This window comes from Amycolatopsis albidoflavus, assembly GCF_039525725.1.
Lineage (GTDB): Bacteria > Actinomycetota > Actinomycetes > Mycobacteriales > Pseudonocardiaceae > Amycolatopsis > Amycolatopsis albidoflava.
On sequence record NZ_BAAAHV010000012.1, the window covers coordinates 740,756 to 764,094 of the forward strand.

21 protein-coding genes are annotated in these 23,339 nt (G+C 70.4%); 5 read left to right on the plus strand and 16 right to left on the minus strand.

All coding sequences use genetic code 11. The annotated features are described in order from the left end of the window. Window positions 1-49: 49 nt before the first annotated feature. Complete coding sequence (locus ABD156_RS21660) at window positions 50-862, minus strand: BPL-N domain-containing protein (protein WP_344276408.1); 813 nt, start codon at window positions 860-862, stop codon at window positions 50-52. Between the two features lie 162 nt (window positions 863-1,024). On the opposite strand from ABD156_RS21660, the gene ABD156_RS21665 reads away from it, so the two are divergent. Further along, a complete protein-coding gene (locus tag ABD156_RS21665; protein WP_344276412.1) occupies window positions 1,025-1,699 on the plus strand; it encodes an endonuclease V in 675 nt (224 codons plus the stop codon). Here the strand turns inward: ABD156_RS21665 and ABD156_RS21670 are convergent. Then, window positions 1,691-2,188, minus strand: a complete 498-nt coding sequence (locus ABD156_RS21670) for an HAD domain-containing protein (protein WP_344276416.1) — start codon at window positions 2,186-2,188, stop codon at window positions 1,691-1,693. The genes ABD156_RS21665 and ABD156_RS21670 overlap by 9 nt on opposite strands. Before the next feature lie 78 nt (window positions 2,189-2,266). Between ABD156_RS21670 and ABD156_RS21675 the strand changes: the two genes are divergently transcribed. After that, on the plus strand, window positions 2,267-2,677 hold the full coding sequence (locus tag ABD156_RS21675; RefSeq protein WP_344276419.1) for an NUDIX hydrolase: 411 nt from the start codon (window positions 2,267-2,269) through the stop codon (window positions 2,675-2,677). Window positions 2,678-2,728: 51 nt separating this feature from the next. Here the strand turns inward: ABD156_RS21675 and ABD156_RS21680 are convergent, their stop codons facing one another. From ABD156_RS21680 to ABD156_RS21690, 3 genes are read right to left on the minus strand one after another with little or no spacing between them, the layout of a single operon-like run. Then, the gene (locus tag ABD156_RS21680; RefSeq protein ID WP_344276422.1) at window positions 2,729-4,312 is read right to left on the minus strand and encodes a hydantoinase B/oxoprolinase family protein; all 1,584 of its coding nucleotides are present in this window, start codon (window positions 4,310-4,312) and stop codon (window positions 2,729-2,731) included. Further along, complete coding sequence (locus ABD156_RS21685) at window positions 4,309-6,366, minus strand: hydantoinase/oxoprolinase family protein (protein ID WP_344276425.1); 2,058 nt, start codon at window positions 6,364-6,366, stop codon at window positions 4,309-4,311. The genes ABD156_RS21680 and ABD156_RS21685 overlap by 4 nt, the downstream gene beginning before the upstream one ends. A 26-nt stretch (window positions 6,367-6,392) precedes the next feature. Continuing rightward, complete coding sequence (locus ABD156_RS21690; protein ID WP_344276428.1) at window positions 6,393-7,730, minus strand: MFS transporter; 1,338 nt, start codon at window positions 7,728-7,730, stop codon at window positions 6,393-6,395. 139 nt (window positions 7,731-7,869) lie between these two features. On the opposite strand from ABD156_RS21690, the gene ABD156_RS21695 reads away from it, so the two are divergent. Continuing rightward, the gene (locus ABD156_RS21695) at window positions 7,870-8,895 is read left to right on the plus strand and encodes a LacI family DNA-binding transcriptional regulator (protein ID WP_344276431.1); all 1,026 of its coding nucleotides are present in this window, start codon (window positions 7,870-7,872) and stop codon (window positions 8,893-8,895) included. Window positions 8,896-8,904: 9 nt separating this feature from the next. On the opposite strand, the gene ABD156_RS21700 is transcribed toward ABD156_RS21695, so the two are convergent. Together ABD156_RS21700 and ABD156_RS21705 are read right to left on the minus strand one after the other, a co-directional pair. Then, window positions 8,905-9,381 (minus strand): PucR family transcriptional regulator, encoded by a 477-nt coding sequence (locus ABD156_RS21700; protein ID WP_344276434.1) that lies wholly within the window; start codon window positions 9,379-9,381, stop codon window positions 8,905-8,907. A 26-nt stretch (window positions 9,382-9,407) separates the two neighbouring features. Further along, the gene (locus ABD156_RS21705) at window positions 9,408-10,376 is read right to left on the minus strand and encodes a PucR family transcriptional regulator ligand-binding domain-containing protein (RefSeq protein WP_344276437.1); all 969 of its coding nucleotides are present in this window, start codon (window positions 10,374-10,376) and stop codon (window positions 9,408-9,410) included. A gap of 124 nt (window positions 10,377-10,500) precedes the next feature. On the opposite strand from ABD156_RS21705, the gene ABD156_RS21710 reads away from it, so the two are divergent. Continuing rightward, window positions 10,501-11,796 carry an MFS transporter gene (locus ABD156_RS21710; protein ID WP_344276440.1) on the plus strand — a complete coding sequence of 432 codons (1,296 nt, stop codon included), beginning with the start codon at window positions 10,501-10,503 and terminating at the stop codon, window positions 11,794-11,796. After that, the gene (locus ABD156_RS21715) at window positions 11,789-13,393 is read left to right on the plus strand and encodes an amidohydrolase (RefSeq protein WP_344276443.1); all 1,605 of its coding nucleotides are present in this window, start codon (window positions 11,789-11,791) and stop codon (window positions 13,391-13,393) included. The genes ABD156_RS21710 and ABD156_RS21715 overlap by 8 nt, the downstream gene beginning before the upstream one ends. A 45-nt stretch (window positions 13,394-13,438) precedes the next feature. On the opposite strand, the gene ABD156_RS21720 is transcribed toward ABD156_RS21715, so the two are convergent. The 9 genes from ABD156_RS21720 to ABD156_RS21760 form a co-directional block, all read right to left on the minus strand. Further along, complete coding sequence (locus ABD156_RS21720; RefSeq protein WP_344276446.1) at window positions 13,439-13,765, minus strand: putative quinol monooxygenase; 327 nt, start codon at window positions 13,763-13,765, stop codon at window positions 13,439-13,441. 17 nt (window positions 13,766-13,782) lie between these two features. Continuing rightward, window positions 13,783-15,192 (minus strand): MATE family efflux transporter, encoded by a 1,410-nt coding sequence (locus ABD156_RS21725; protein WP_344276449.1) that lies wholly within the window; start codon window positions 15,190-15,192, stop codon window positions 13,783-13,785. After that, complete coding sequence (locus tag ABD156_RS21730; RefSeq protein WP_344276451.1) at window positions 15,180-16,229, minus strand: PLP-dependent cysteine synthase family protein; 1,050 nt, start codon at window positions 16,227-16,229, stop codon at window positions 15,180-15,182. The genes ABD156_RS21725 and ABD156_RS21730 overlap by 13 nt, the downstream gene beginning before the upstream one ends. Beyond that, a complete protein-coding gene (locus ABD156_RS21735) occupies window positions 16,226-17,551 on the minus strand; it encodes an alanine racemase (RefSeq protein WP_344276454.1) in 1,326 nt (441 codons plus the stop codon). Before ABD156_RS21735 ends, ABD156_RS21730 begins: the two co-directional genes overlap by 4 nt. Continuing rightward, on the minus strand, window positions 17,542-18,522 hold the full coding sequence (locus ABD156_RS21740; protein ID WP_344276457.1) for an ornithine cyclodeaminase: 981 nt from the start codon (window positions 18,520-18,522) through the stop codon (window positions 17,542-17,544). Before ABD156_RS21740 ends, ABD156_RS21735 begins: the two co-directional genes overlap by 10 nt. Before the next feature lie 263 nt (window positions 18,523-18,785). Further along, window positions 18,786-19,529, minus strand: a complete 744-nt coding sequence (locus ABD156_RS21745; protein ID WP_344276460.1) for an ABC transporter ATP-binding protein — start codon at window positions 19,527-19,529, stop codon at window positions 18,786-18,788. Next, window positions 19,520-20,605: a FecCD family ABC transporter permease gene (locus tag ABD156_RS21750; protein WP_344276463.1), complete on the minus strand. Its 1,086-nt coding sequence runs from the start codon at window positions 20,603-20,605 to the stop codon at window positions 19,520-19,522. Before ABD156_RS21750 ends, ABD156_RS21745 begins: the two co-directional genes overlap by 10 nt. Next, window positions 20,602-21,783 (minus strand): ABC transporter substrate-binding protein, encoded by a 1,182-nt coding sequence (locus tag ABD156_RS21755; RefSeq protein WP_344276466.1) that lies wholly within the window; start codon window positions 21,781-21,783, stop codon window positions 20,602-20,604. Before ABD156_RS21755 ends, ABD156_RS21750 begins: the two co-directional genes overlap by 4 nt. A 172-nt stretch (window positions 21,784-21,955) precedes the next feature. Then, on the minus strand, window positions 21,956-23,290 hold the full coding sequence (locus ABD156_RS21760; protein WP_344276468.1) for an FtsX-like permease family protein: 1,335 nt from the start codon (window positions 23,288-23,290) through the stop codon (window positions 21,956-21,958). Window positions 23,291-23,339 lie beyond the last annotated feature (49 nt).

The following is a 23,339-nucleotide window of genomic DNA, read 5'->3' on the forward strand; positions in this document are numbered from 1 at the left end:
CACCCGGAATTGCCCGGCCGCGAAAAACATTCGCGCGCGGGTATTTCCGTTACCGCGAGACGGTCGCCTGGATCAGCTCGTAAGCCAGGTCCATCTGGACGCCGTCGGGATTGGCAAGCCCCTTCTCGTCGTACCAGGAGGCGTCGGCTTCCGGATGCGGCCCGCTGACGCCCACCCGTCCCTTGCCGTACGGGGTGACGGCTACCGCGGGCGCCCCGTTGGTGTAGGTCGCCAGCACCGTCGCGTTGGAGCCCTCGTCCAGCCGGAAGGCCGGCCCGTCCTGGAAATACATGTGCCGCGGCTTCCCGCGCCAACTGACCTCGATGACGGTGTCGCGCTCGTCCGGAACCGTGGAGCCGGGAGAACCCGCGTACCCGTGAGTGTCGCCGGGCAGCAGGCCGAACCCCGGATCGCGGCCCGCGAGATACCCGCCGAAGCACAGGCCGAGGTAGCTGCCGCCGTTCCGGACCCAGGCGCGGAGCGCGTCGGCGGAATCGTCAAGGTCCTGCCAGGTCCGGTCGAGATCCTGACCGCCGCCCGGCTGGACGTACAACTGCGCCTCCGCCAGCACCGCCGCGGTGAGCGGCTTCCCGGTGCCCGGCCCGACGTACTCGATCCGGTAATGCTGCGGCGCCCGGCGCAGCAGATCAGCCACCGCTGGCCCGCATTCCGCGCACCCTTGCGGTCCGTTGTAGACCAGCGCGAGCGGCGCTTCCGCATTCCGCGCCGGAGGTTTCGCCACGGCTTCCGGCTGACCGCAGCCCACCGCCAGCACCGCGGCAGCCGAAAGCAGCCCGGCCAGCAGTCGCCGCCGCCCCGGAATCGCTGGACGACGGTCGGAGCTTCGGTCCGTACCGGGCATGGGTTTCTCTCTCCTCGCGGTGGCCGTTGCCGTACCATGGCACTAACGATTAGCTTTTAATTACAGTCACACTTTTGAGCCTGATAGGGTCAGCGCCGACCTTTCGCCCGTAACCGATCGTGCCGCAGGACCCGCTCGTCCTGCCACTCCGCGAGGAACTGCATGCCCGCCTGGCCCTCCACCGAGGCCGACGCTCTTGCCGAACAACACCGTCTGCGCGCCCTGGTCGACCCGACCGGCCCGGCGCTTGCCGACGGCGCGTTGGTCGCGGGCGTCGACGTCGCTTATGACGACGAACGAGACGTGGTCGTCGCGGCCGCCGTGGTCGTCGACTTCACCTCTCTCGAGACCGTGGAAGAAACGACCGCGGTGGGACCGGTCAGCTTTCCATACGTGCCCGGCTTGCTGGCCTTCCGCGAACTCCCGCCGGTCCTGGACGCCCTGTCCGCACTCCGCCACCGCCCAGACCTGGTCCTCTGCGACGGTTACGGCCTCGCACACCCGCGCCGTCTCGGTCTGGCCAGCCACCTCGGAGTCCTGACCGGACTCCGCACCGCCGGAGTCGCCAAGACGCCGTTCACCTTCACACACGACCAACCCGGCCCAGCACGCGGCGATTGGTCCCCGCTGCTCGACGGCGCGGAGATCGTCGGCCGCGCCCTGCGCACGCAGGCTGGGGTCAAGCCGGTCTTCGTTTCGGCCGGCCACCGGATCGGCTTGGCCGCGGCCAGCGACGCGACGCTGGCGTTGGCACGGAAATACCGGCTGCCGGAGACGACTCGGCGGGCTGATTCCTTGTGCCGTCGGGCGTTGGCGGAGCACGAGGTTTCAGAATGACCGCAGACACTCGCCGATGACCACGAAATCCTCCTCGACGAGACCGCGATGCGGAGCGACGCGGTGCAGCAGTGCACGACCAGGATGGCGGGCCCGCACCCACTCCCGATCTCCCTCGGTGATCTCGTCGTCGACCCAGACGAAGGGACGTCCGTCCGCCCATTCGACCAGTGTCCGGATCTTCCAGTGCACACCGAACCACCGGTCTTCGCGTTCCTCCGCCGCCGAGGGCTCCGGCCAGCGCACGACCGGCAGCGACGGCAAGCCGAGCCGCGACGCGATCTCGGTGTTGGCTTCGTCCTCCCACGTCGTGGCCCACACCAATTCAGCAGGCAGCGCGGCGAGCCGGATCCCGCACTGCGGATCGAGCCGATCCAGCAGCGGACCCGGCCCGAGCGGTTCGCGGCCCGGGGCAGGACCGAACGGCAGCAGCGTTCCGTCGATGTCAAGGAAAACCAGCGAGCGACGGGAAGATCCGGTCGATTCCATTGTGCTGCCAGCATATCGAGTTGAGCCGCCACCCCGCGCGAGCTACCTTCACCCGACGCAAGCCTGGAAGGAACCCCGTTGACCGTCATCGACAAGATCGCCTGGATCACGTTCGACAAGGGCCGGGTCCTCAGCACCCGTTCCCGCGGCAAGGACGTCTACTACCTCCCCGGCGGCAAACGCGAACCCGGCGAGACCGATCTCCAGACGCTCGTCCGCGAGATCGACGAGGAACTCGCCGTCGCCATCGCGCCCGAGAGTGCCCGGCATTTCGGCACCTTCCAGGCCCAAGCCCACGGACACGCCGCGGGCGTCGCGGTCCGGATGACCTGCTACACCGCCGACTACCGCGGCACCCTCGCGCCCAGCAGCGAGATCGCGGAAATCGTCTGGCTGACCTACGCCGACCGGGGCCGGGTCTCCCCGGTCGACCAGGTCATCTTCGATCACCTGCGCGAAGTCGGGCTGCTCGCTCAAGCTCCACAGTAGACAGTCGCCTCGCGGAAGCCCGACGGAAGCCCGACGACGCGCCGACTTCCGTTACGCCCCAGCAGGAGTCCCGTAGCCCCCTCCCCCGCCGGACTCGCACCGCAGCACATCCCCCCGGCGCACCCGAAGGCTGTTCACCTTCAACATCTCCCGCGCCTGCGGCGTCCCGGGGTTCAACACCACCCGCGGCGGCGCCCCGGCCGACCCGCCGAAGAGCCCCCAGGCCGGCGTCACCGAGCGTTCCCACCACAGCGACAGATCCTGGTCCGCCTCCATCACATACTCCCGGACCACCCCGTCGCCCCCGCGCCACCGGCCCGCGCCTCCCGAGCCCGCGCGGACGCGGTATTCGTTCACCCGCACCGGATACAGCGTCTCCACGACCTCGACCGGCAGGTCCCGCAGCGACCCGTTGACGTTGTTGATCAGCGCCGTCTCCCCGTCGCCGCCTTCCCAGGCGCCCCAGCCGCCGACGGTCGCCTCCAGGGTCACGAACGGCTCCCCCGTCCGCGGATGATCACCGGCGAACTGCACGATCATCGAATCGCCGTAGCTGGCCGCGGCGACCCGGTCCGGCATCGCGGGCGCGAGGGCGGCCACGACGAGATCGATGAGCATGCCGAGGCTGGAGTAGTAGTACTGGCAGGCCGCAGGCTCCCGCGCGCCGAGCATCGACCCGTCGCGGACCTGAACGTCCAGCGGCGCGAACGAACCGCCGTTGAGGCTCACCTGCGGCGAGATCAGCAGCTTGTAGCCGACCCGCGCCGCCGAAATCGCTTGGGAGCGGCCGCAGTTCACCGGACCGGTGGCCTGGTCGGCACAGTCGGTGAGGTCGATCGTCATCGACTCGCCCTCGACGACCACTCGCACGCGCACCTTCAGCGGCGTGTCCGGGTCGATCGCGTCGTTGTCCAGATGCCCGGTCGCCTCGTACTCGCCGTCCGGGATCGCCGCGATGCGTTCGCGTTCGAGCCGTTCGGTCTGGGCGAAGATCTGCTCGCGCGCGGCGTCGACGGTTTCCGCGCCGTAGCGGGCGAACAGCTCGCCGAGCCGCCGCACGCCCATCCGGGCGCAGGCGATCTGCGCCCGCATGTCGCCGAGGGTCACGTACGGGAACCGCACGTTCGTCTCGATCAGCCGCAGGATGTCGGCGCATTCGACCCCGCCGGCGACGATCCGCGTCGGCCCCATCCGGAGGCCTTCCTGGTAGATGTTCGTGGAATCCATCGAACCGCCGGGATCCTTGGAACCCATGTCGATCCAATGCGCGCGCGAAGCCGCGAAACCGACCAGTTCGTCGCCGACGAAAATCGGCGCGTACACCGTGCAGTCGTTGAGGTGCGTGCCGCCGACGTAGGAATCGTTGAGCACCCAGACGTCGCCCGGCCGCCAGACGTCCGCGCCGAACAGGTCCTCGGTGTGGCTCGTGCAGATCTCCAGGTTCCCCAGGAAAATCGGCAGCCCGGACGACTGGCCGAGGACGCGATGGCGACGGTCCAGCAGCGCGACGGCGCAGTCTTTGCCCTCGTAGATCGTCGGCGTGTAGGACGACCGGATCAGGGTCATGTTCATGTCCTCGGCCGCCTGGATCAGCGCCGAGCGGATGATTTCGGTGGTGACGGGGCTGATGCTCACGCGTGCTCCTCCTGCAGGTGGCCGGCGGCCGCGAGGGTGACTACCAGGAAGCCGTGGTCGTCGACGGCGAGTTCGGCGTCCGGCGGGACGACCGTGGTGGCGGTTTCCTCGTGCACGATCGCGGGTCCGGACAACCGGCTGCCGGGGGCGAGCGAGGCGCGCGCCACGATCGTGGTGGGCACGGCCTGTCCGGCGAAAACGACTTCGCGGACAACAGGCTCGGGTCGTTCGACAATCGCCTCGGCAGAAGCTGCCGCGCGGTCGACGACGCCGTGGCCGGTGGTGCGGAGTGCGACGAACTGCACCGGCGCGCCGGGGGTGGCGTGCCCGTAGCGCTGGTGGTGGATTTCGGCGAAACGGGCCTCGACGGCTGGCAGGAAATCAGGACTGTCGACGGGATCGGAGTCCAGGATCGGCACGGTCAGGGTGTAGTCCTGACTCTCGTACCGCATGTCGACGCCATGGGTCACCGACTGGCGGTCCTCGGCGATTCCCTGTTCCCGCAACGCTTCCAGCGCCTGATCGCGCAGCGAATCGAGCGCCGCGCGCAGGGCACGGGTGTCGAGTTCGGCTCCGTTGGCGAAGAACTGCATGGTGAAGTCCCGGCGGACGTCGGCTTCGAGCATGCCCCACGCCGAGAACGCGCCCGGGAACCGCGGCACGATCACCTCGGTGATGCCGATTTCCTGTGCGATGAACGCCGCGTGCATCGGTCCCGCGCCGCCGAACGCGAGCAGCGCGAACTGGCCCGGCTCGCGGCCGTGCTCGACGGTCAGGGTGCGGATCGCCTGTGCCATCTTGGCATTGCCGACGTCGCAAATGCCGGACGCCAGCTCGACCGGATCCATGCTGAGCTGCTGCGCCAACGTCGAGACGGCCGTCCGCGCGGCGTCGAGGTCGAGCGGCATGCCCCCGCCGGCGAACGACTCGGGATCGACGCGGCCGAGCACGCAGTTCGCGTCGGTGACCGTCGCCTGCGTACCGCCGCGGCCGTAGCAAGCCGGGCCGGGCACCGCGCCCGCCGATTCGGGGCCGACACGCAGCGCGTCGCCCTCGGCGTAGGCGAGCGAACCGCCGCCCGCGCCGACCGTGTGCAGGTTGACCAACGGCATCAGCAGCGGGAATCCCTCCGCCTCGCCGTCCGGTGACACGTCGGCGGCGTAGTCCATCACCAGCGAGACGTCGAACGAGGTCCCGCCCATATCGATGCAGATCAGGTCGGGACGGCCGAGCAGCTTCGCCGCCGCGACGCCGCCCATCGTGCCGCCGACCGGGCCCGACAGCAGCGTCTGCAACGGATGCCGCCGCGCAAATCCGGCGTTGACCAGACCGCCGGAAGACTGCATGACGTGCACCGGGACGTGCAGGCCCTTCTCCGTGAACCGCGCTTCGATGCGGTCGAGGTAGCGGTGCACGGACGGGCCGGTGTAGGCCTCGAGTACCGCGGTCGACGTCCGCTCGTACTCCCGCCATTCCGGCGCGACCTCGTGCGACAGCACGACCAGCGCGTCGTCGCCAAGCTCGTCCCGCAAGATCTCTCCCGCCCGGCGTTCGTGCCCGGAATCCAGGTAGGAGAACAGGAAACACACCGCGACGGCCTCGAAACCCTCTTCGCGCACGCGTTTCGCGACCAGCCGCACCGCGTCCTCGTCGAGCGGTTCGAGTTCCGCGCCGGTGGCGTCGAGTCGTCCGGCGACCTCCGCGACCGCTTCCGGCCCGACGAGCGGCTCGGGCTTGCGGTAGTGCAGGTCGAACAGCCGGTTCCGGTTGCCGCGCGCGATCCGGTAGACGTCGCCGATCCCCCGCGTGGTGAGGATCAGCACCTTCGCGCCGCGCCGTTCGAGCAGCGCGTTCAGGCCCTGCGTGGTGCCGTGCACGAAGAACTCGATCTCGGCGAACGGCAGGTCGAATCCTTCGAGCGCGCCGAAAACGCCGCGCGCGAGGTCGTCGGGGGTGGTGAGCACCTTGCCCGCGCGCAGCCGCTGCGTCGCGCCGTCGTGGACGACCACGTCGGTGAAGGTGCCGCCGATGTCCATGGCGACCCGGTAGGTCATGGGAACTCCTTGTCCGGTAAGGGAAATCAGGTGAGCGCGCGGCCCTCGGTCTCGGGCAGCGGAAGGACGGCGAGAAGCGCGACGACGAGGAAGGCGACGATCGACGCGACAGTCAGCGAGGACGCGACGCCGTGGTCCATCATCGCGCCGATCACCGGCACCGAAACGGTGTTGGCCAGCAGGATCGCCGAGGTGGACCACGAGTAGCCGACGCCGCGCAGCCCGGTCGGCAGCACCTCGGCCGACCAGGTGTTCCAGATGCCCCAGGCGCCGAGCGAGAAGAACGCGAGGATCAGGTTGCCCGCGTACAGCTGGGTCGAACCGGTCGCGAGACCGAACAGCACGCCGCCGATCGCCGAAGCGAGCACGAACAGCAGGAAGATCCGCTTGCGGCCGTGGCGGCGGGTCAGCCACGCGGCGAGCAGGTAGCCGGGGACGGACACGACCTGGGTCACCGCGACGAACCACAGCGCTCCGGACACGCTCAGCCCCCGGTTCTGCAACAGCACGGGCAGCCAGGTCTGCAAACCCCAATAGCCCCAGCTGAACGTGAACGACGTGAGCAGCAGCGGCAGGAACCGCCGCCGCACCGGCGACCGGAACAGGTTCCGCACCGCGCCTGCCTTGCGGTCGGCGTCCTCGACGGAAAACGTGGTGTCAGAAGGAATTTCCGCGCCAAGACCACGAAGCACAGTGGCAGCTTCCGCGTGCCGACCGCGCCGCGCAAGCCAGTAAGGCGACTCAGGGACCCAGCGCAGCACGGCGAATGCCCACAGCCCGGCCAGCGCGGCGACCACGGCGACGGCGCGCCAGCTGATCATCCCGAGCGACTGGCTCACACCGATGCACAGCAGCGTGCCGATCGGAAACCCGATGCTGAGCGCCACGGCGCCTTGGCCGCGCCGGGCGGTGGGCAGCAGTTCGAGAAAATACGGGAACGTGACCGCGTAGACCCCGCCGAACGCGACGCCGGAGAGGAACCGCAGCACGACGAACGGCCAGAACGCCGGCGACAGGCCCGCGGCCAGCGCGAGCACCGCGTAAATCAGCAGGCTCGCGACCGTGACGCGGCGGCGGCCGAGCCGGTCGATCAGCCCGCCCCACAGCAGCGCGCCGGGCACCATGCCGAACGCGACCGCGGACAGCGCCCAGCCGAGTTTCGTGTTGTCCACGCCGAATTCGTCCGCGATCCCGTTCGAGACGTAGACCAGCCCGACCTGTTCCCAGGCCTCGACGACGAACGCGAAGAACAGCACCGAGCCGGCCAGCCAATGCCGTCGGGTCAGCCGCATGCCGGTGCAGACGTCGCCGACTGTCGGCGCGGCGGCGGAGGTGGGCGGGGCGGGCTCGTGCGGGGCGGCCATGGCGCCTCCTATCATCATCAAAACGTTTTGATGAGCTTTCGCGGCATCAAACCCGCGCGCCGGTGCGGTGTCAAGCCCTCCTCCGCCGGCCGGTGGGCGATACTGGGCCGTCCGGAGGCAGGGCGAAGGGGTACGAGGAGTGGACACGGCGAGCGGCAAACGGCCGGTGACGATCCGGGAGGTCGCCGAGCGCGCCGGGGTCTCGATCAGCACGGTTTCGCACGCGCTTTCCGGCCGCAGGCCCATTTCGGCGGCGACGAAGGCGCGGGTGCGCGAGGCCGCCGCCGAGCTGGGCTACGACCCGAACCCGAACGCCCGCTCGCTGCGCACCGGCCGGTCCGGGCTGGTCGGGCTCATCCTCCGGCCGCGCTACGCGGTGGCCGGCACGCCCGACCGCGCCGAGACGTTCAACCGGCTCGTCGGGTCGATCGCGACCGAGATGCTGCGGCACAAGACCGGGCTCATCCACGTGCCCGACCTGCACGACCCCGCGGTCGCGAGCGTGCCGATGGACGGCTGCATCGTGGCCCACCCCTACGGCGGCGACACCGCGCTCGCCGAACTGCTCGGCCGGGGCCTGCCCGTGGTGACCGTCGAGGAGGACCCGGAACAGCCGGACCTGCCGTGGGCGGTGCGGCTGGACTACCCGCCGGTGGTCGAGGCGCTGCTGGAGCACCTCTACGACCAGGGCGCACGCGACGTGCTTCTGCTGTCCGGCACCGAGGACAACGCCTGGAACCGGCGGCCGCGCGAAACCTATCTGGCGTGGTGCGAACGACGCGGGCTGCCGGCGCGGACCGCCTTGCTCAGCGAAGGCCTGACCCCGCGCGATGTGCCCGAACTGGTGCAGCCCCTGCTTTCCGGCCCGGACCGGCCGGACGCGATCGTCGTCGCGACCAGCGATTTCGCCCCGCTGATCGCCGAAGCCGCTGCCGCGCAAGGCCTGCGTATTCCGGACGACCTGCTGCTCGCCGCCCTGACTGACAGCGAACATGCCCGCACGAGCGCCCCGCCGATCACCGCGATGGACCTGACCCACGAAGCGCTGGCCGAGCAGGCGGTGGAGTTGATGCTGGCGCGGCTGTCCGGGGCCGAGACGCCCGAGGGGCCGGTGTTTCTCGCGCCGGAGCTGCGCTTGCGGGAGTCGACTCAGCGGGGAACGTAACTCGCTCAGTCAGAGGTCTTCCGCGGACAACGCCAGCCACAGTTCCAGCCGATCCCGCGGCCGGTCGAGCCGCCGCTGCGAAACCCGTTCCGCGGTCCGCAGCCGGGTCCGCACCGTGTTCCGATGCACGCCCAGCTCCCGCGCGGTGGTTTCCAGATTGCCGTCCGCGTCGAGGTAGCAGCGCAGCGTCGGCACCAGCTCGCCGCCGGTGCGGCGGTCGTGTTCGCGCAACGGCCCGAGCACCGCGGCGGTGAACGGGGCCAGCGCCGCCGGGCGCAACGCCTCCCGCAGCAGACCCCACGACGACGTCTCGTCAGCGTCCACATAGGACGAATCGGCGGGCACGACGCCGGCGGCTCGCGCGATCGCCGCCGGGATTCCCGCGACGTCCGAAGCCCGGCTCGCGCCGCAGCCGACGGGGACGCCGGCCAATTCCGCGGCCCTGGCCCGGATCCGTGCGCCCAGCCCGGCCGCCGCGGGCAGCACCGCCGCGAGACCGCCGGGGCGCGGGGTCAGCAGGAGCCGGTCCTGGTCGGTTTCCCGGCCACGTCGGCGATCGCGTCGAGCACCGCGGCGAGCGGATCGTCGAGCGCCATCGCGAAAACCGCGACCTCGAACGGAGGCTCCGGCATCAGCGACGCGTCCGGTTCCGCGATCGAGGGCAGCAGCCGCGCCCGCTGTTCGTGCAAAGTGCGGCGGAGCGCGCGGATGCCCAGCAAGGTCATGCCCAGCAGCACCGCCGCGTGGCTGACCAGCAGCCGCTGGTGCGCCGGATCGCCCGCCGGGCAGTCGAGCGCGAGCCAGCCGCGCGGATGTCCGGACAGGCCGATGCTGTGCACGACCAAATACCGGCCCTCGTGCTCCTCCGCGCCCGCGGCCTGCCCCGGTCCGGCCATCGCGGCGACCAGGTCACGCGCCCGGCCGTGCCAGGAGCGCTCCCCCGCCGGATGCGCCGCGCGCGGCCTGCCCTCGACGTCCAGCAGCAGCGCCTCCCCGTCGACGCCCTTCGCCAGTTCGGCCAGGATCCCGCGGTCGCCGGAGCGCAGCGCCGCCCGCGCGATCGCCTCCTGCACCGCGATCGCGTGCCGTTCCGCGCGCAGCGTCGCCTCCGCGTGCCAGCGCGCGACGGCTTGGCTGACCGCGATGAACGGCGTCGTTCCCAGCACGCCCACCACCGGCAACCCGCACGCCTCGGCTTCTTCGAGCACCTCCGGTGGCAACGCGTCGAGCACCTCCGCGGCGAATCCCAGCCCGGCCGCGCCCGCCTCGGCCAGCCGCCGCACGTACGCCCGCCGTCCCGGTTCGTCCGCCGGCAGCCCAAGCCCGATCGTCAGCACCAGCTCGCCGCCGCGCAGCCACGGGACCGGGTCGGCGACTTCGATCGCGTGCGCCCAGGACACATCGCGGCCCAGCCCGGCCCGCCCGGCGAGCAAGCCCAGCTCAAGCCCTTCGAACCGGAGCACGCCGGCCACGGTCAGCACAGCCTGCCTCCCAGTGCGGTTCGCACAAAACGATCTTCGGCGAAGGACACATCGTACAGCGGGTTCCGGCCGCTCCCGCGGTTAGCGTTGCCCGAACCGATCCCCCGGAGCAGTGGGAGCCCCCATGACCGCATCCGTCTCGAGCGCCCGCCGCGCGGCCGCCGCGGCGTTCGTCGGCACCACCATCGAGTGGTACGACTTCTACGCCTATTCGACCGCCGCGAGCCTCGTGTTCGGGAAGCTCTTCTTCCCCGAAGGCACCAGTCCGCTGGTCGGGCTCATGGCGTCGTTCGCGACCTACGCGGTCGGCTTCCTCGCCCGTCCGCTCGGCGGCATCGTGTTCGGGCATTTCGGCGACCGTGTCGGGCGCAAGGCCGCGCTCGTCACGACGTTGCTGATCATGGGGATCGCGACGTTCGCCACCGGCCTGCTGCCCACCTACGCCACCGCCGGGGTGCTCGCGCCGCTGCTGCTCGTCGTGCTGCGGTTCGCCCAAGGGCTCGCGGTCGGCGGCGAATGGGGCGGCGCGGTGCTGATGGCCGTCGAGCACGCGCCCGCCGGGCGCAAGACGTTCTACGGTTCGTTCGCGCAGCTCGGAAACCCGGCCGGGGCGCTGCTCGCGTCCGGGCTGTTCGGCCTGCTCGCCGGACAGGGCGACGGGGCGCTCGCCGCGGGCGGCTGGCGGGTGCCGTTCCTGCTGTCGGCGGTGCTCGTGATCGTCGGGCTGGTGATCCGGCTGAAGGTCGAGGAATCGCCGGTGTTCAAGCAGGCGGAACCGGTCGCCGAACTGCCGGTGCGGCTCGCGCTGCGCACGTCGTGGCGGCAGATCCTGCGCGGGATCGGCGCGCTGCCGGTGGCCGTGGGCGGCTACTACATCGTCACCACGTTCCTGCTCGGCTACTCCACGACCGATCTGCACGTGAGCGAGGAACTCGTGCTGACCGGGCTGAGCATCGCGTCTTTCGTGGAACTCGTCGCGACCGTCGGCGTCGCCTGGCTCGGCGACCGCGTCGGCGGACGGCGCGTGGTGATCGCCGGGCTGATCGGCGTCGCGGTGCTGGCCGCGCCGCAGTTCCTCGTGATGGGCAGCGGCAGCACCGGGCTGATTTTCCTGACCCTGTCGCTGATGCGGCTCGTCATGGCCGCCACCTACGGGCCGATCGCGGCGATCCTCGCGCAGATGTTCCCCGCCCGTGCCCGCTACACCAGCATCTCGCTGTCCTACCAGGTCGCCGGCGCCGTCTTCGGCGGGTTCTCGCCCTTGGCCTGCACCGCGCTCGTCGCCGGGTTCGGCGGCGTCGCGCCGGTGATCGTCCTGCTCGTCGTGATGTGCCTGGTCAGCATCGCCTGCCTGCGCAATGCGCCGCAGCTGTCCGACGACGTCCCCCAGCCCCACCGAACGGAGATCGCCCGTGGCTGACGTCCTGATCCACAGCGCCCGCGTCCTGACTATGGACCCGAACCTAGCCGGTGCCGACGCGGTGCTCGTCCGCGACGGCCGCGTCGCCGCACTCGGCGCGGCGGCGGTCGCGCAGGCCGCCCCGGAGGCCGAACGCGTGGACGCGCGCGGCGCGACGGTGCTGCCCGGTTTCGTGGACCCGCACAACCACCTGCTGTCCACCGCGGAATCCCTCGCCGCGGAAGACGCGAGCTACCCCGCAGTGTCCACTGTGGATGATCTGGTCGAGATGGTCGCCAAGGCCGCCGCTCGCACGCCGGCCGGACAATGGATCCGCGCGTTCGGCATGGACGACGCGAAATATCCGGAGGGCCGCCCGACCCGGCAGCGGCTCGACGAAGCGACGACCGAGCATCCGGTGATCGTCTACCACGTGTCCGGCCACCACGCCGTCGTCAACTCCGCGGCGCTGCAATGGCGGGGCATCGGCAGCGACGTCGCCGACCCGGCGGGCGGGCAGTTCCTCCGCGACGCGGCCGGGCGGCTGACCGGAATGGTCCTCGACTCCGCGATGCAGCTGCTGTTGCCGGTCGCGGTCGAAATCGGCTGCCACGGCCCGAATTTCCACACCGACCTGCCGTTCGAACAGCTGTCCGGCTGGCTCGGCGACGCGGGCAGGCACTACGTCGAAGCCGGGTTGACGACCATCGCCGACCCGCAGGTGTCGGCGCGGGAACTGCGCGTGTACCGGGCGGCCCGCGCGGCCGGACGGCTTCCGGTGCGGACGGTCGCGATGCCGCTGTCGCACCAGCTCGACGCCCTCGCCGCGGTCGGCCTCGGCGACCCGTTCGGCGACGACTGGCTGAGCCTCGGCGCGATGAAGTTCTACTCCGACGGCACGCTCATCGGCGGCACCGCGGTGTTCAGCGAACCCTACGGCGAACACGGCGAATTCACCGGCAGCCTCTACTGGCCCGCCGACGACCTCACCGCGCTCGTCGAACGCGCCGCCCGCGCCGGGTGGCGGGTCGCCGTCCACACGCAGGGCGACCTGGCGATGGAGAACACGCTGCGGGCGCTCGAAGCGGGTTCCCGCGCGTACGGCGACGACTTCCGCCCCCGCATCGAACACTGCGGCTACCCGACCCGCGAGCACGTCCGCCGGTTCGCCGGGCTGGGCGTGATCCCGGTGAACCAGCCGAACTTCCTGCACGACAGCGGCGGAGACTTCCTGCGCCGCCTGGGCGACCGCGCACACCGCCTCCAGCCGGTCCGCGAGGAACTCGACGCGGGGCTGCGGCCCGCGTTGTCCAGCGATTCGTTCGTCTCGTCGTTCAAACCGCTGCACACGATCGCGAACGCGATGCTCCGGCGGACCCGCGAAGGCGCGGACATCGGTGCGGAACAAGCGATTTCGCTGCACGAGGCACTGCGCGCGCACACGCTCGACGCGGCGTACACGCTCGGCATGGAGGACCGGATCGGCTCGCTGACACCGGGCAAGCTGGGCGATGTCGTGGTGCTGGACGCCGACCTCGAACAGACCCGCCCGGAGAACTTCGGCGACGTGCACGTCACGACCACGGTGCTCGACGGGCGGATCGTGCACCAGCGGTGAAGGGACGGCCGGCCGCGACCGGCCGTCCCTCAACCCGCGCTGCTGCTAGTCGACCGGCGTGACCTCGGCCATTTCCGACCAGGCCGCGCCGTCGAGGTTCTGGTAATTGATCTCGGGCTTCTTCGCCACGACCGTCGACATGAACGGGAAGAACTCCTGCGCGTGCGCGGTCGCGACGTGCGCGTCCCCGGCGGCGCTGTCGGCGAAGACCTCGACCATCACGAATTCGTTCTCGTCGCCGCCGTTCTGGTAATAGTCGAACGACACATTGCCCGGTTCGCTCCGCACCTGCGCGGTGTAGCGCTCGATGCCTTCCAGCCATTCGGTTCGCTTCTCGGGCCGGATCTGTGCTTTGAGGACGATCAAAATCATGCGTCGAGTATCGCAGCTCAGGTCCCGCTCGGCACCGCGGCGAGCGCCGGTACGCCAGCGAGTTCGCGCGAGAACTTCCGCAGCAGCAACACCGCTGTCGCGCCGAACCCGACGCACAGCCCGAGCCAGATTCCGGGCCCGCGCAGATCCAGTGCGAAGCCGCACAACACCATCACCGGGGTTCCGATCAGCCAGTAGCCGAGCAGCGTCGCGCGGAAGCCGCTTTTGGTGTTGCCGAGACCGCGCAGCAGGCCGACGCACACGTTCTGCGCTCCCTTGACGTATTGCTGCGCGATCCCGAAGAACAGCAGGGTGTGCGCCAGCGCCAGCACTTCCGGCGGCGGGTTCCTTTCGAGGAACAGGCCCAGCACCCAGCCCGGCACCGCGAGATACAGCAAACCCGCCGCGGTCATCGCGGTCGCCGACAGCGTCAGCGCCTGCCGCGCGGTTCTGGTCACCGCGGCCCGGTCGCGCTGGCTCACCGCGCGGCTGATCAGGATCGAGGATCCTTGCGACAGGCCGATGTTGACCTGGTACACGATATAGGCGAGCTGGTTGACCACGCTCTGCGCGGCCAGCGTCGCCGGTCCGAAGCCGCCCATCAGCACGGTGGCGACGGACGTGATGCCCGCTTCGGAGCCGTAGGTCAGGCTGATCGGGATCCCGAGCCGGAGGATCTCGCGCACCGCGGGCAGTTCGCCGCGCCCGAAGCCCGCCGACAGCAGCGGCGCGAGGTGCTCGTCGCGGCGCAGAATCAGCAGGAACGCGAAGCAGTTGACGAACTGCACGATCGTGGTGGCCAGCCCGATGCCCGGGGCACCGAGTTCCGGGAAGCCGAACCAGCCGTAGCCGAATCCGCCGTCCAGCAGGATATTGACGCCGACCGAGCCGATGGTCACCCACAGCAGAGAGCCGGGTCTGCGCATGCCGACGGCGAACTGCCGCAGCACGTTGAGCCACAGCATCGGGATCAGTCCGGGCGCGAGCGCGAGCATCGTGGGACGGGCGAGCGCGAGCACCTCGGGATCCTGGCCGAACCAGGCCAGGACGTAGCCCAGGCCGATCAGGATCAGCGCCGCGCCCAGCCCGACCGCCGTCGCCACCAGGAACGAAGCCCGCACCAGGTCGCGGACTTCGCCGCGCGCCCGCTCGTCCAACTGGTCGCCGCCGGTCCGCGCTTCGCCGCGACCGGCGGTGCTGGCCACCAGGTTGCCGACGGCCGTGACCGTGCCGACGCACATCGTGCGGACCTGGTTGTACAGGGTCAGCGCCAGCCCGCCCGCCGCGATCGCCCGCACGCTCATCCCGCCGAGCATCGCCAGGTCGGTCGTGGTGAGCGCGACTTGCGCGAGCTGGATTCCGGCGATCGGGGCCGACACCGCGAGCAGCGGGCGGCACCCGGCGAGCCACCGCCTCACGACACCCACCGCAGGCCGACGTCCTCGTGCCGCCCGAGCCGTTTCCCGACCTCGGCTTCGATCTCCGGCGCGTGCAGCCCGTGCCCGCGCAGCCATTCGTCGTCGAACACGGTGTCGAGGTACTTCTCCCCCGCGTCGCAGACCAGGACGACCGCGGTGCTGCCCGGCCGCATCGTGTCGATCCGGTTCAGCGCCGCGTGGATCGCCCCGCCGGCCGATCCGCCGACCATCAGCCCGGTGTGCCGGGCCAGCGCCCGCGCGGTCGCGAAAGCGTCCACATCGGACGCCTGCACGCCCTCGTCGATCAAGTCCCGGCACACGTTGGCGCCGACCGGGAATCCTTCCGGGCTGCCGCTGCCGGTCTGCCGGTACGGCCCCGGCGGCGCGCCGAAGATGATCGATCCCGCCGGCTCCACCGCGAGCGTCCGCGCCGGGCAGCGCAGCCGGCGCAGCTCGCGGACCGTCCCGCACAGCGAGCCGCCGGTGCCGATCGCGCCGATCAGCCAGTCGACCTGGCCCGCGTCGGCGAGCAGTTCTTTGGCCAGTTCGCGGTAGCCGCCGCCGTTGCCGGGGTGGTTGTGCTGATCGGGCCAGTACGCCTCGCGATCCGCCGCGACCAGCTCGGCCGCGACCCGGCGGCGTTCCACCGAACGGAGTTCCCCGCCGCCCTCCCCGCCGACGTAGACGAGCTCGGCCCCCAGCGCCGCCATCGCGCGCAGCTTGTCCTTGCTCGCGTGGTGGTCCACCACCGCGGTGAACCGGTAGCCCCGTTCCAGCGCGGCCAGTGCGAGGCCCAAGCCGGTGTTGCCCGACGTCGGCTCGACGATCCGCCCGCCCGGCCGGAGCTTCCCCTCGCGCTCGGCGTCGGCGATCATCTGCTCGGCCATGCGCACCTTCGCCGACCCGGTCGGGTTGAACTGCTCCAGCTTCAGCAGCAACCGGACGCCCGAACCGGTCACGCACACCTCGAACAACGGCGTCCGGCCGATCAGTTCCGACACGTGCGACACGATTCCGCGCCCGCGACGCGGGATGAAATCCCTCATCGGCCGTCCCCTCCTTCGATCCGCCAGCCCGCGCCGTCCACCACGACCCTGCCCGGCAGCGGAAGGCCGTGGAAGCGGGTCTCGTTCTTGTCCATCTGGTATCCGGCGGTGTTCGGGTACACGAGCAGGTCGCCGTGGCGCGGCGGACGGGGGAACGGGATCTTGCGCCAGCTGAGCATGTCGTATTCGAGGCAGCTCGAACCGCCCACGCACGCGGCCACCGGTCCTCCCGGCCCCTCGGCGGGCCACAGCAGCGGATCCGGCAGGAATTCGCTGCCCTTCCATTGTTCGGACACGCTCATGCTCAGCCCCGCGACCGTCACGATCCCGTAGCTGTCGCGCATTTTGAAGCCCTGCACCGGAAACACCGTGAACCCGGCCTGGTCCAGCAGCGCCCGTCCCGGTTCCAGCAGCAGCCGCGTGCCGGTGCGCGCGAATTCGGAGGCGACCGTGCCGCCGCGCAGCGGGCTCGCCAGCACGTCGGCCAGCATGTCCGCGCCGGTCGGGGCCTGGTGGTAGGGATAGAAATGGGTGAAGTTCTTGCCGTTATGGAACCACGAAGGCCGGTACTCCTCGGTGAACCTCGTCCAGTCCGCCTCGTCCAGGTAACTGGCCGCGAACCCGCCGCCGATCGACACCGACTCCGCGGGCAGCCCCGCCTCGCGCGCCCGCAGGCACTGCTCCAGCGCGACCTCCGCCATCCGGGCGCGCGACTGGACCTCGTAACCGCCGAGGTGGAAGGAAAACCCCTCCATCCGCACCGCGGCGCCCGCACACCGGCGAAGCGCCTCGTCCACCTCGTCCGGGTTGAGCCCGAACCGGCTCCCCTGGTCCTTTTCCGGCAGCAGCCGCAGCAGAATCCGGATCGGCGGCGCCTGCCCGATCGCGAGCACCCGGTCGAGCTCGTCGAGCGCGTCGACGGCCACCACGCACCGGTGCCGCGCCGACAACCACAGCAGATCCGCGCTTTTCGCCGCCCCGGTGACCATCACGTCCTCACCGCGGACACCGCCCGCGAGCGCACCCACCAACTCGGGAACGCTCGCCACGTCGACACCGGCGCCGACGCTCGCACATTCCGGCACCCAGCACGCCGACCGGTTGGCCTTCTTGCCGAAATACACCTGCCCGGACACGCCCGCCGTCACCAGCGCGTCGGTGAACGCCACGAGGTTGTCCGCGAACTGGCGCGGATTCAGGACGTGGAACGGACCGCCGACCGCACGGGCGATCTCGCCGAGCAGCCGGGGATCGGACTGCGTTTCGCTGGCCCAGTCCGCCTGGCGGGCCGGCAGGGAAATGGTCGACGCGGTCAGCTCCACAGCCGCACCCGCTGTCCTCGGCCGGCCTCGATCGCCCGGGTCGCCAGCAGGTGCGCCACCGGGATGTCGGTGATCACCATTCCGCTGCTGAACGCGAACACCCGATCCGAATCGCTGCGGCGGGCCGGCTTGCGCCCGGCGAGCACGTCCGGGAATTCCGCGTCGATGGTCGCTTTCCCTTCCCCGTCGTCGAAACGAGAGCCCGTCACGCCCAACTGGCCCTCGCTCGTCGCGAGCGCGTAATCCGCGTCCCGCAGCGAGGAGGAGTCGACTCCCTTGCTGGACACCGAAATCAACAATCCGCCCGGTTTCAGCCAGCTCGTTTTCACCTTCGGATGCGCCGCCCGCCCCGACGCCGCCACCGCGATGTCCGCCTCGGCGACCGCTTCCGGAACGTCGTCGACGATTTCGACCTCCCGGTCCGGGAAATACCGGTGGAAGGTGTCCACGCAAGCCCGCAGGCCCTCTTTCGCGGTGCCGAAAAGCATCAGCCGCTCGAGGCCGGGCAGCACGGTGAGCAGGTACGGAAGCGTCAGCTGCCCTTGCACGCCGGTGCCGATCAGCAACGCCGAGCGCGCGTCCGGCTTCGCGCACTCCTGCGCGATCAACGCGGTCGTCGCCGGGGTCCGGGACGCGCCGACGCGGTCGCAGTCCATCAACGCGAACGGCATTCCGGTCGTGTCGTCGTAAAGGCTGAGCACCGTGTAGTACTTGTCCCGATTGTCGTTCCCCTGCCGGTAAGAGGTCTTGAACCCGACGTGTTGTGCGTTCGCGTCGAATCCCAGCATCGAATACGCCACCGCGTCCCGCGACTGGTCCGGCAGCGGCATCATCAGTTTCGTCGGACAGCGCGAATCCCCGGCGGCCAGCGCGAGATATCCCTGCCGGACCGCGGAAATCACCTCCTCCGGCGCCAGTTCGACACCGGCGAGATCGCTTCGGGTGAACACATGGAACTCTGGCTCCGCCATCTGAAGAAATCCTCACGAGAGAGAACGGGGAATCGCGCACTGGATCGGTTTTCACGGCCGGAACGCGCCTGCCGGATGTTTCGGCTGCTGTCGCGCGCCCGAGCCGGCCGCGTTGCCGAAACCGTAACGGAATCCGAAGACTTAGGCAAGGCTTGCCTTACTACTTCCCCGACGCGGGGGAGAACCTCCTTGCCGGTCGACCCGGCGGCGAGCAGAACGTGAAAACCTTTGCAGCACAACGGGTCGGACGACCGCTCGAAGAGTCAGATCCGGTCGGCGATCGCGACGGTCAGCACGCCGTTGCCCGCCCGCTGCACGGTGCCGTCCACCTGGTAGACCTCGCTGAGCATCGCGGTCGTCAGCACCTCGGCGGGAGACCCGTGCGAATGCACTGTTCCGTTGTGCAGCACCACGATCCGGTCCGCGATCCGCGCCGCGAGCGACAGGTCGTGCACCACCGCCAGCACCGCGGCCGGCTGGTTCCGCGCGAGATCGCGCACCGACCGCAGCACCCGGAACTGGTTGCGCAGGTCGAGATTGCTGGTCGGCTCGTCCAGCAGCAGCACGCCGGGTCTCCGGATCATCGCCTGCGCGAGCCCGACCATCTGCCGCTGCCCGCCGGAAAGCTCGGCCAGCCGCCGTCCGGCCAGCCCGTCCAGGTCCAGCGCCGCCAGGGTCTCCGCCACCCGCGCCTCGTGCTCCCGCCTGCCGCCGCCGGAGCCCCCGACCCGCCGGGCGACCAGCACCGCCTCGAACACGGTCAGCGAACTCGGCGGAGGAGGATCCTGTGGCAGGTAAAGGATCTCGCCGCCGCCCGACACTCGGACCCGCCCGCGCGCCCGGTGAAAACCCGCGACGCACCGCAGCAGCGTCGACTTGCCCGAACCGTTCGGCCCGATGACCGCCGTCACCTCCGCCGCCCGCACTTCCGGCAGCGTCACCTCGCGCAGCACCGGCGTCCGGCCGTACTCGAACCCGAGTCTCTCGACCCGCAGCGTCAGGTCCACAGTGTCCTCCGGGTCCTCCGGCGCGACAGGATCAGCGCGAGGAAAACCGGCACCCCGACAATCGAGGTGATGATCCCGACCGGAACGACCACGCCCGGCACGATCAGCTTCGCCGCCAGCGACGACGCGCACAGCAGGAACGCCCCGCCGGACAACGACGCCGCGACGAAATACCGGTGGTCCTCCCCCACCAGCATCCGCGCGACGTGCGGCCCGACCAGCCCGACGAAACCGATGCTCCCGGCGATCGACACCGCGGTCGCCGCCACCAGCGAAATCCCGGCCAGCACCACGATCCGCATCCGGGCGACCGGCACGCCGAGCGCCCGCGCACGATCGTCGCCGAGCCGCATCGCCGTCAGTTTCCACGACGCGCGCAGCACCAACGGGACCGCGGCGAGCACGACTACCGCGAGCATCCCGACCTGCGGCCAGCTCGCGCGGGTCAGGCTGCCCAGCGTCCAGAACACCACCTGTTGCAGCTGCGCTTCGGACGCGACGTACTGCATCAGCGAAAGCAGCGCGGTGAACAGGAACACCATCGCGATCCCCAGCAGCACCATCGTTTCCGTGTCCGGCCCGCGTGCCGCGCTGAACCCGATGATCACCGCGCTGGCCAGCAAGGCGAAGACCCAGGCCGTCCCGGCCGTGCCGAGCACGCCCAGCACCGGCACCGCTGAGACCCCGACCACCAGGCTCAACGCCGCACCGAAACTCGCCGCCGCCGAGACGCCGAGCGTGTACGGCTCGGCCAGCGGATTGTTCAAGATCGTCTGCATTTCCGCGCCCGCCAGCGACAACGCCGCGCCGACCAGAATGCCCGTCACGGTCATCGGCATCCGGATGTGCCAGACGATCTCCGTGTCCGCCGCCGGCGCGCTCCACGGCGCAAAAATCGCCCGCACTGTCTCCACAATGGACAGAGACTCGCCGCCGACCACCACGTCAGCGACGGCCACGACCAGCGCCAGCACCGCGAGCGCCGTCACGGTCAGCCGTTTTCGCCGCATCCGGCTGCGGTGCGCCAGGACAACCTCGTGCGTGCTCGGCTCAGCGAGGGCGGGCGCGGCGGTCACGGAAGCTCCGCCCAGAACGTGCCCTCATACGGGATCGGCAGGAATTTCGCGTGCAGCTCCCGGATCGTCGCGTCCGGATCGACGTCCTGGAACAGGCCGGGATGCAGCCACTTGGCGAACCATTCCACCGCGAGGAAGTTGTACGGCGAGTCGTAGAAGTGGTGCCACGCCGCGTACACCCGATGCTCGCGAACCGCCTTGAGCCCGGAGAAACCGGCTTGCTTTTGCACGATCGCCTGCAACCGGGCCCGGGCGTCCGGCCCCTTTTCGCTGTACCCGAGCGGAATGAACTCCCCCGGTTTGGCCGACGTCCCCGGAGCCCAGTCCGCACCGGTCGCGATGACCACGTCCGGGTCCCGGCTCAGGACCGCCTCCGGGGAGACGGTCCCCTGCCGGGTTTTCAGGACGTCGTCGGCGAGGTTCTTCCCGCCCGCGAGGTCCACGAGCGCGGCGAGATTGGACTTCGCGAAACTGGAACAGCATTCGAAATACCCCGGGGCCCGCCACAGAAACGTCGAGGTCGGCGGTTCGTGCGCCGCCGCCAGCCGCGAACGGACCCGGTCCACCGCGGCCTGATAATACGAGGCGAACGCCTCCGCCTCGGCCGTCTTGCCGGTCAACGCGCCCATCAGCCGCACCGACGGAACCGTGTTCTTCACCGGATCCACGAAATAGTCCAGCACGACGGTCGGGACCCCGACCCGGCTGAGCCGATCGACGATTCCGGAATCCTGCGCGGCTTTGTAGTTCGCGGCGCTGACGACATATACGTCCGGCCGGAGCTGGATCGCCGCCTCGATCGAAAACGACCCGTCGTACGCCTGCCCGGTGCGCTTGATCTTGTCGATCCCCGGGAACTTCGCCCGGTACTGCTCCAGCGAATCCGGGTCGTTCTGCTCGAGGTCGTTCGGCAGCCCGACGATCCCCGCCAGCGGATCCCGCTTGTCCAGCAACGCGGTCGTGTACAGCATCCGCGCCCCGTCGAGCAGAATTCTCTTGGCCGGCAAGGGAACCTCGACCGTCCGCCCCAGCACGTCGGTGACCGGCCGCTTGGCCGCGCCCGGCTGTTCCCCTTGCGGCGCCGAACACGCCGCTGCCGCCAGCAAGGCCACGACCGCGGCGGCACCCCATCGGCGACGGAGCGGACGCGAGCGGCGACGCTCCGCGAAGTTAGGCATGCCTCACCTTAGCAGCCGGCCCGATTCGCGCCAGGGCAAGAATTGTGACTACGGCCACCGGGGCATACCGCGGCCCGACATTAATGCGCGGCCATTAATATGACGCCAAACCGGACATTCCACCGCACTCAGAGCTGGACTGGAGTCCATTCGGAAATGGCGCGGCCGGCATTCACGCCCGGTGACCGCTGACTGCCGCGGAACGGATCACGCGTGCCCCGGCCACATACGTCACCGCCAACGCCACCCCTCCCCCGAAAACCGCGCTCCCCACGAACGGCCAGACACCGAACGCGGCAGCCGGGCTCCCTGTCTTGACAATCGAAAACGGCAGGACGGCCACCACCGAACCCACCACCGCGACGACAATCGCCAGCAGCGTCGCGGCCGCCGTTTCGCGCAGGAGCACGCCGCGGACCTGCCGGACAGTCGAGCCGATCAGCGACAACGTCGCGAACTCCGTCCGGCGGTCGCCGATCGCGGCGACCAGGTTGTTGGTCAGCGCGATCGCCATGAACAGCGAGATCAGGACGACGACCAGATAATTGATCGACGCCAGCACCTCGGCCGTGCTGCCCGCGACGCTGTGCTGGTTTTCGATGCCCTGCATGGCCAACGTGCCCGCGGAGACGCCGACCAGCAGCGTAAGGAAGGTGACGATCGGACGAGCGCGCTCCGGTGCCGCGCGCAGGTTCACGCCCGCCAGATGCGCCTCCGCATTCTTCGCACCGCGCGAAAGACGGCCGACGATCCGGTTCGCCGCGGCGATCAGTTCCGGAGCCAGGATCGCGAACCCGATCGAGCACAGCACCACGGCCGGCCCGGTCATCCCCGTCGTCGCGATGCTGTCCGCGGGCAAGGCCAGCACCGCGCTCGCCGAGCCGAAACCCACTGCCAGCAACACAATCGCCGCGATCCGACGCGGCCTCGCCGACCTGACCCGGCGCGGTCCGGACTCTTCTTCGACCGGACTGCGCCGAGCCGGACCGCGACTGCCGATCCACGCCGCGAGCACTCCGGCCAGCAGCACGACCGCGACGCCGACCAGCGGCAGCACAATCCCAGGCGCGAACGACGTGCTCGGCGCGGTGAGCCCGGCGGAACGCACTCCGGTCAGGAGCAGGAGCCCGAGCAGGTAGCCGAGCCCCAGGCCGGGCAGCGCCGCCACGGCGGTGATCGCGAGGGTTTCCATCGAGACGAGCACCCGGATTTGCCGCGGCGCCGCACCGATCAGCCGCAACCCGCCGATCTCGCCGGACCGCGCGGCGAGCGTGACGCCGATCGTCGACACCATCGCGAACACCACGATCGCCACCACCCAGCCGCCCAGGATGAGCGGGAACTGAGTGAGGAATCCCCGATCGGCCGGGGCGGTGCCCCCGGAGAGGCCGGTGCCGAGCAGGGCGGTCATCGCGACCACCAGCGCCATCCCGACAAGCGCGACCAGACCGGTGGCCACGGCGGCGGCGCGATGGTGGCCGAAGAGCCGCAGAGCGAGTTTCAGCATGTCAATTCCCCTTCCGCGGCCGCGGCAACGGCGCCCGCACGGCAACCGC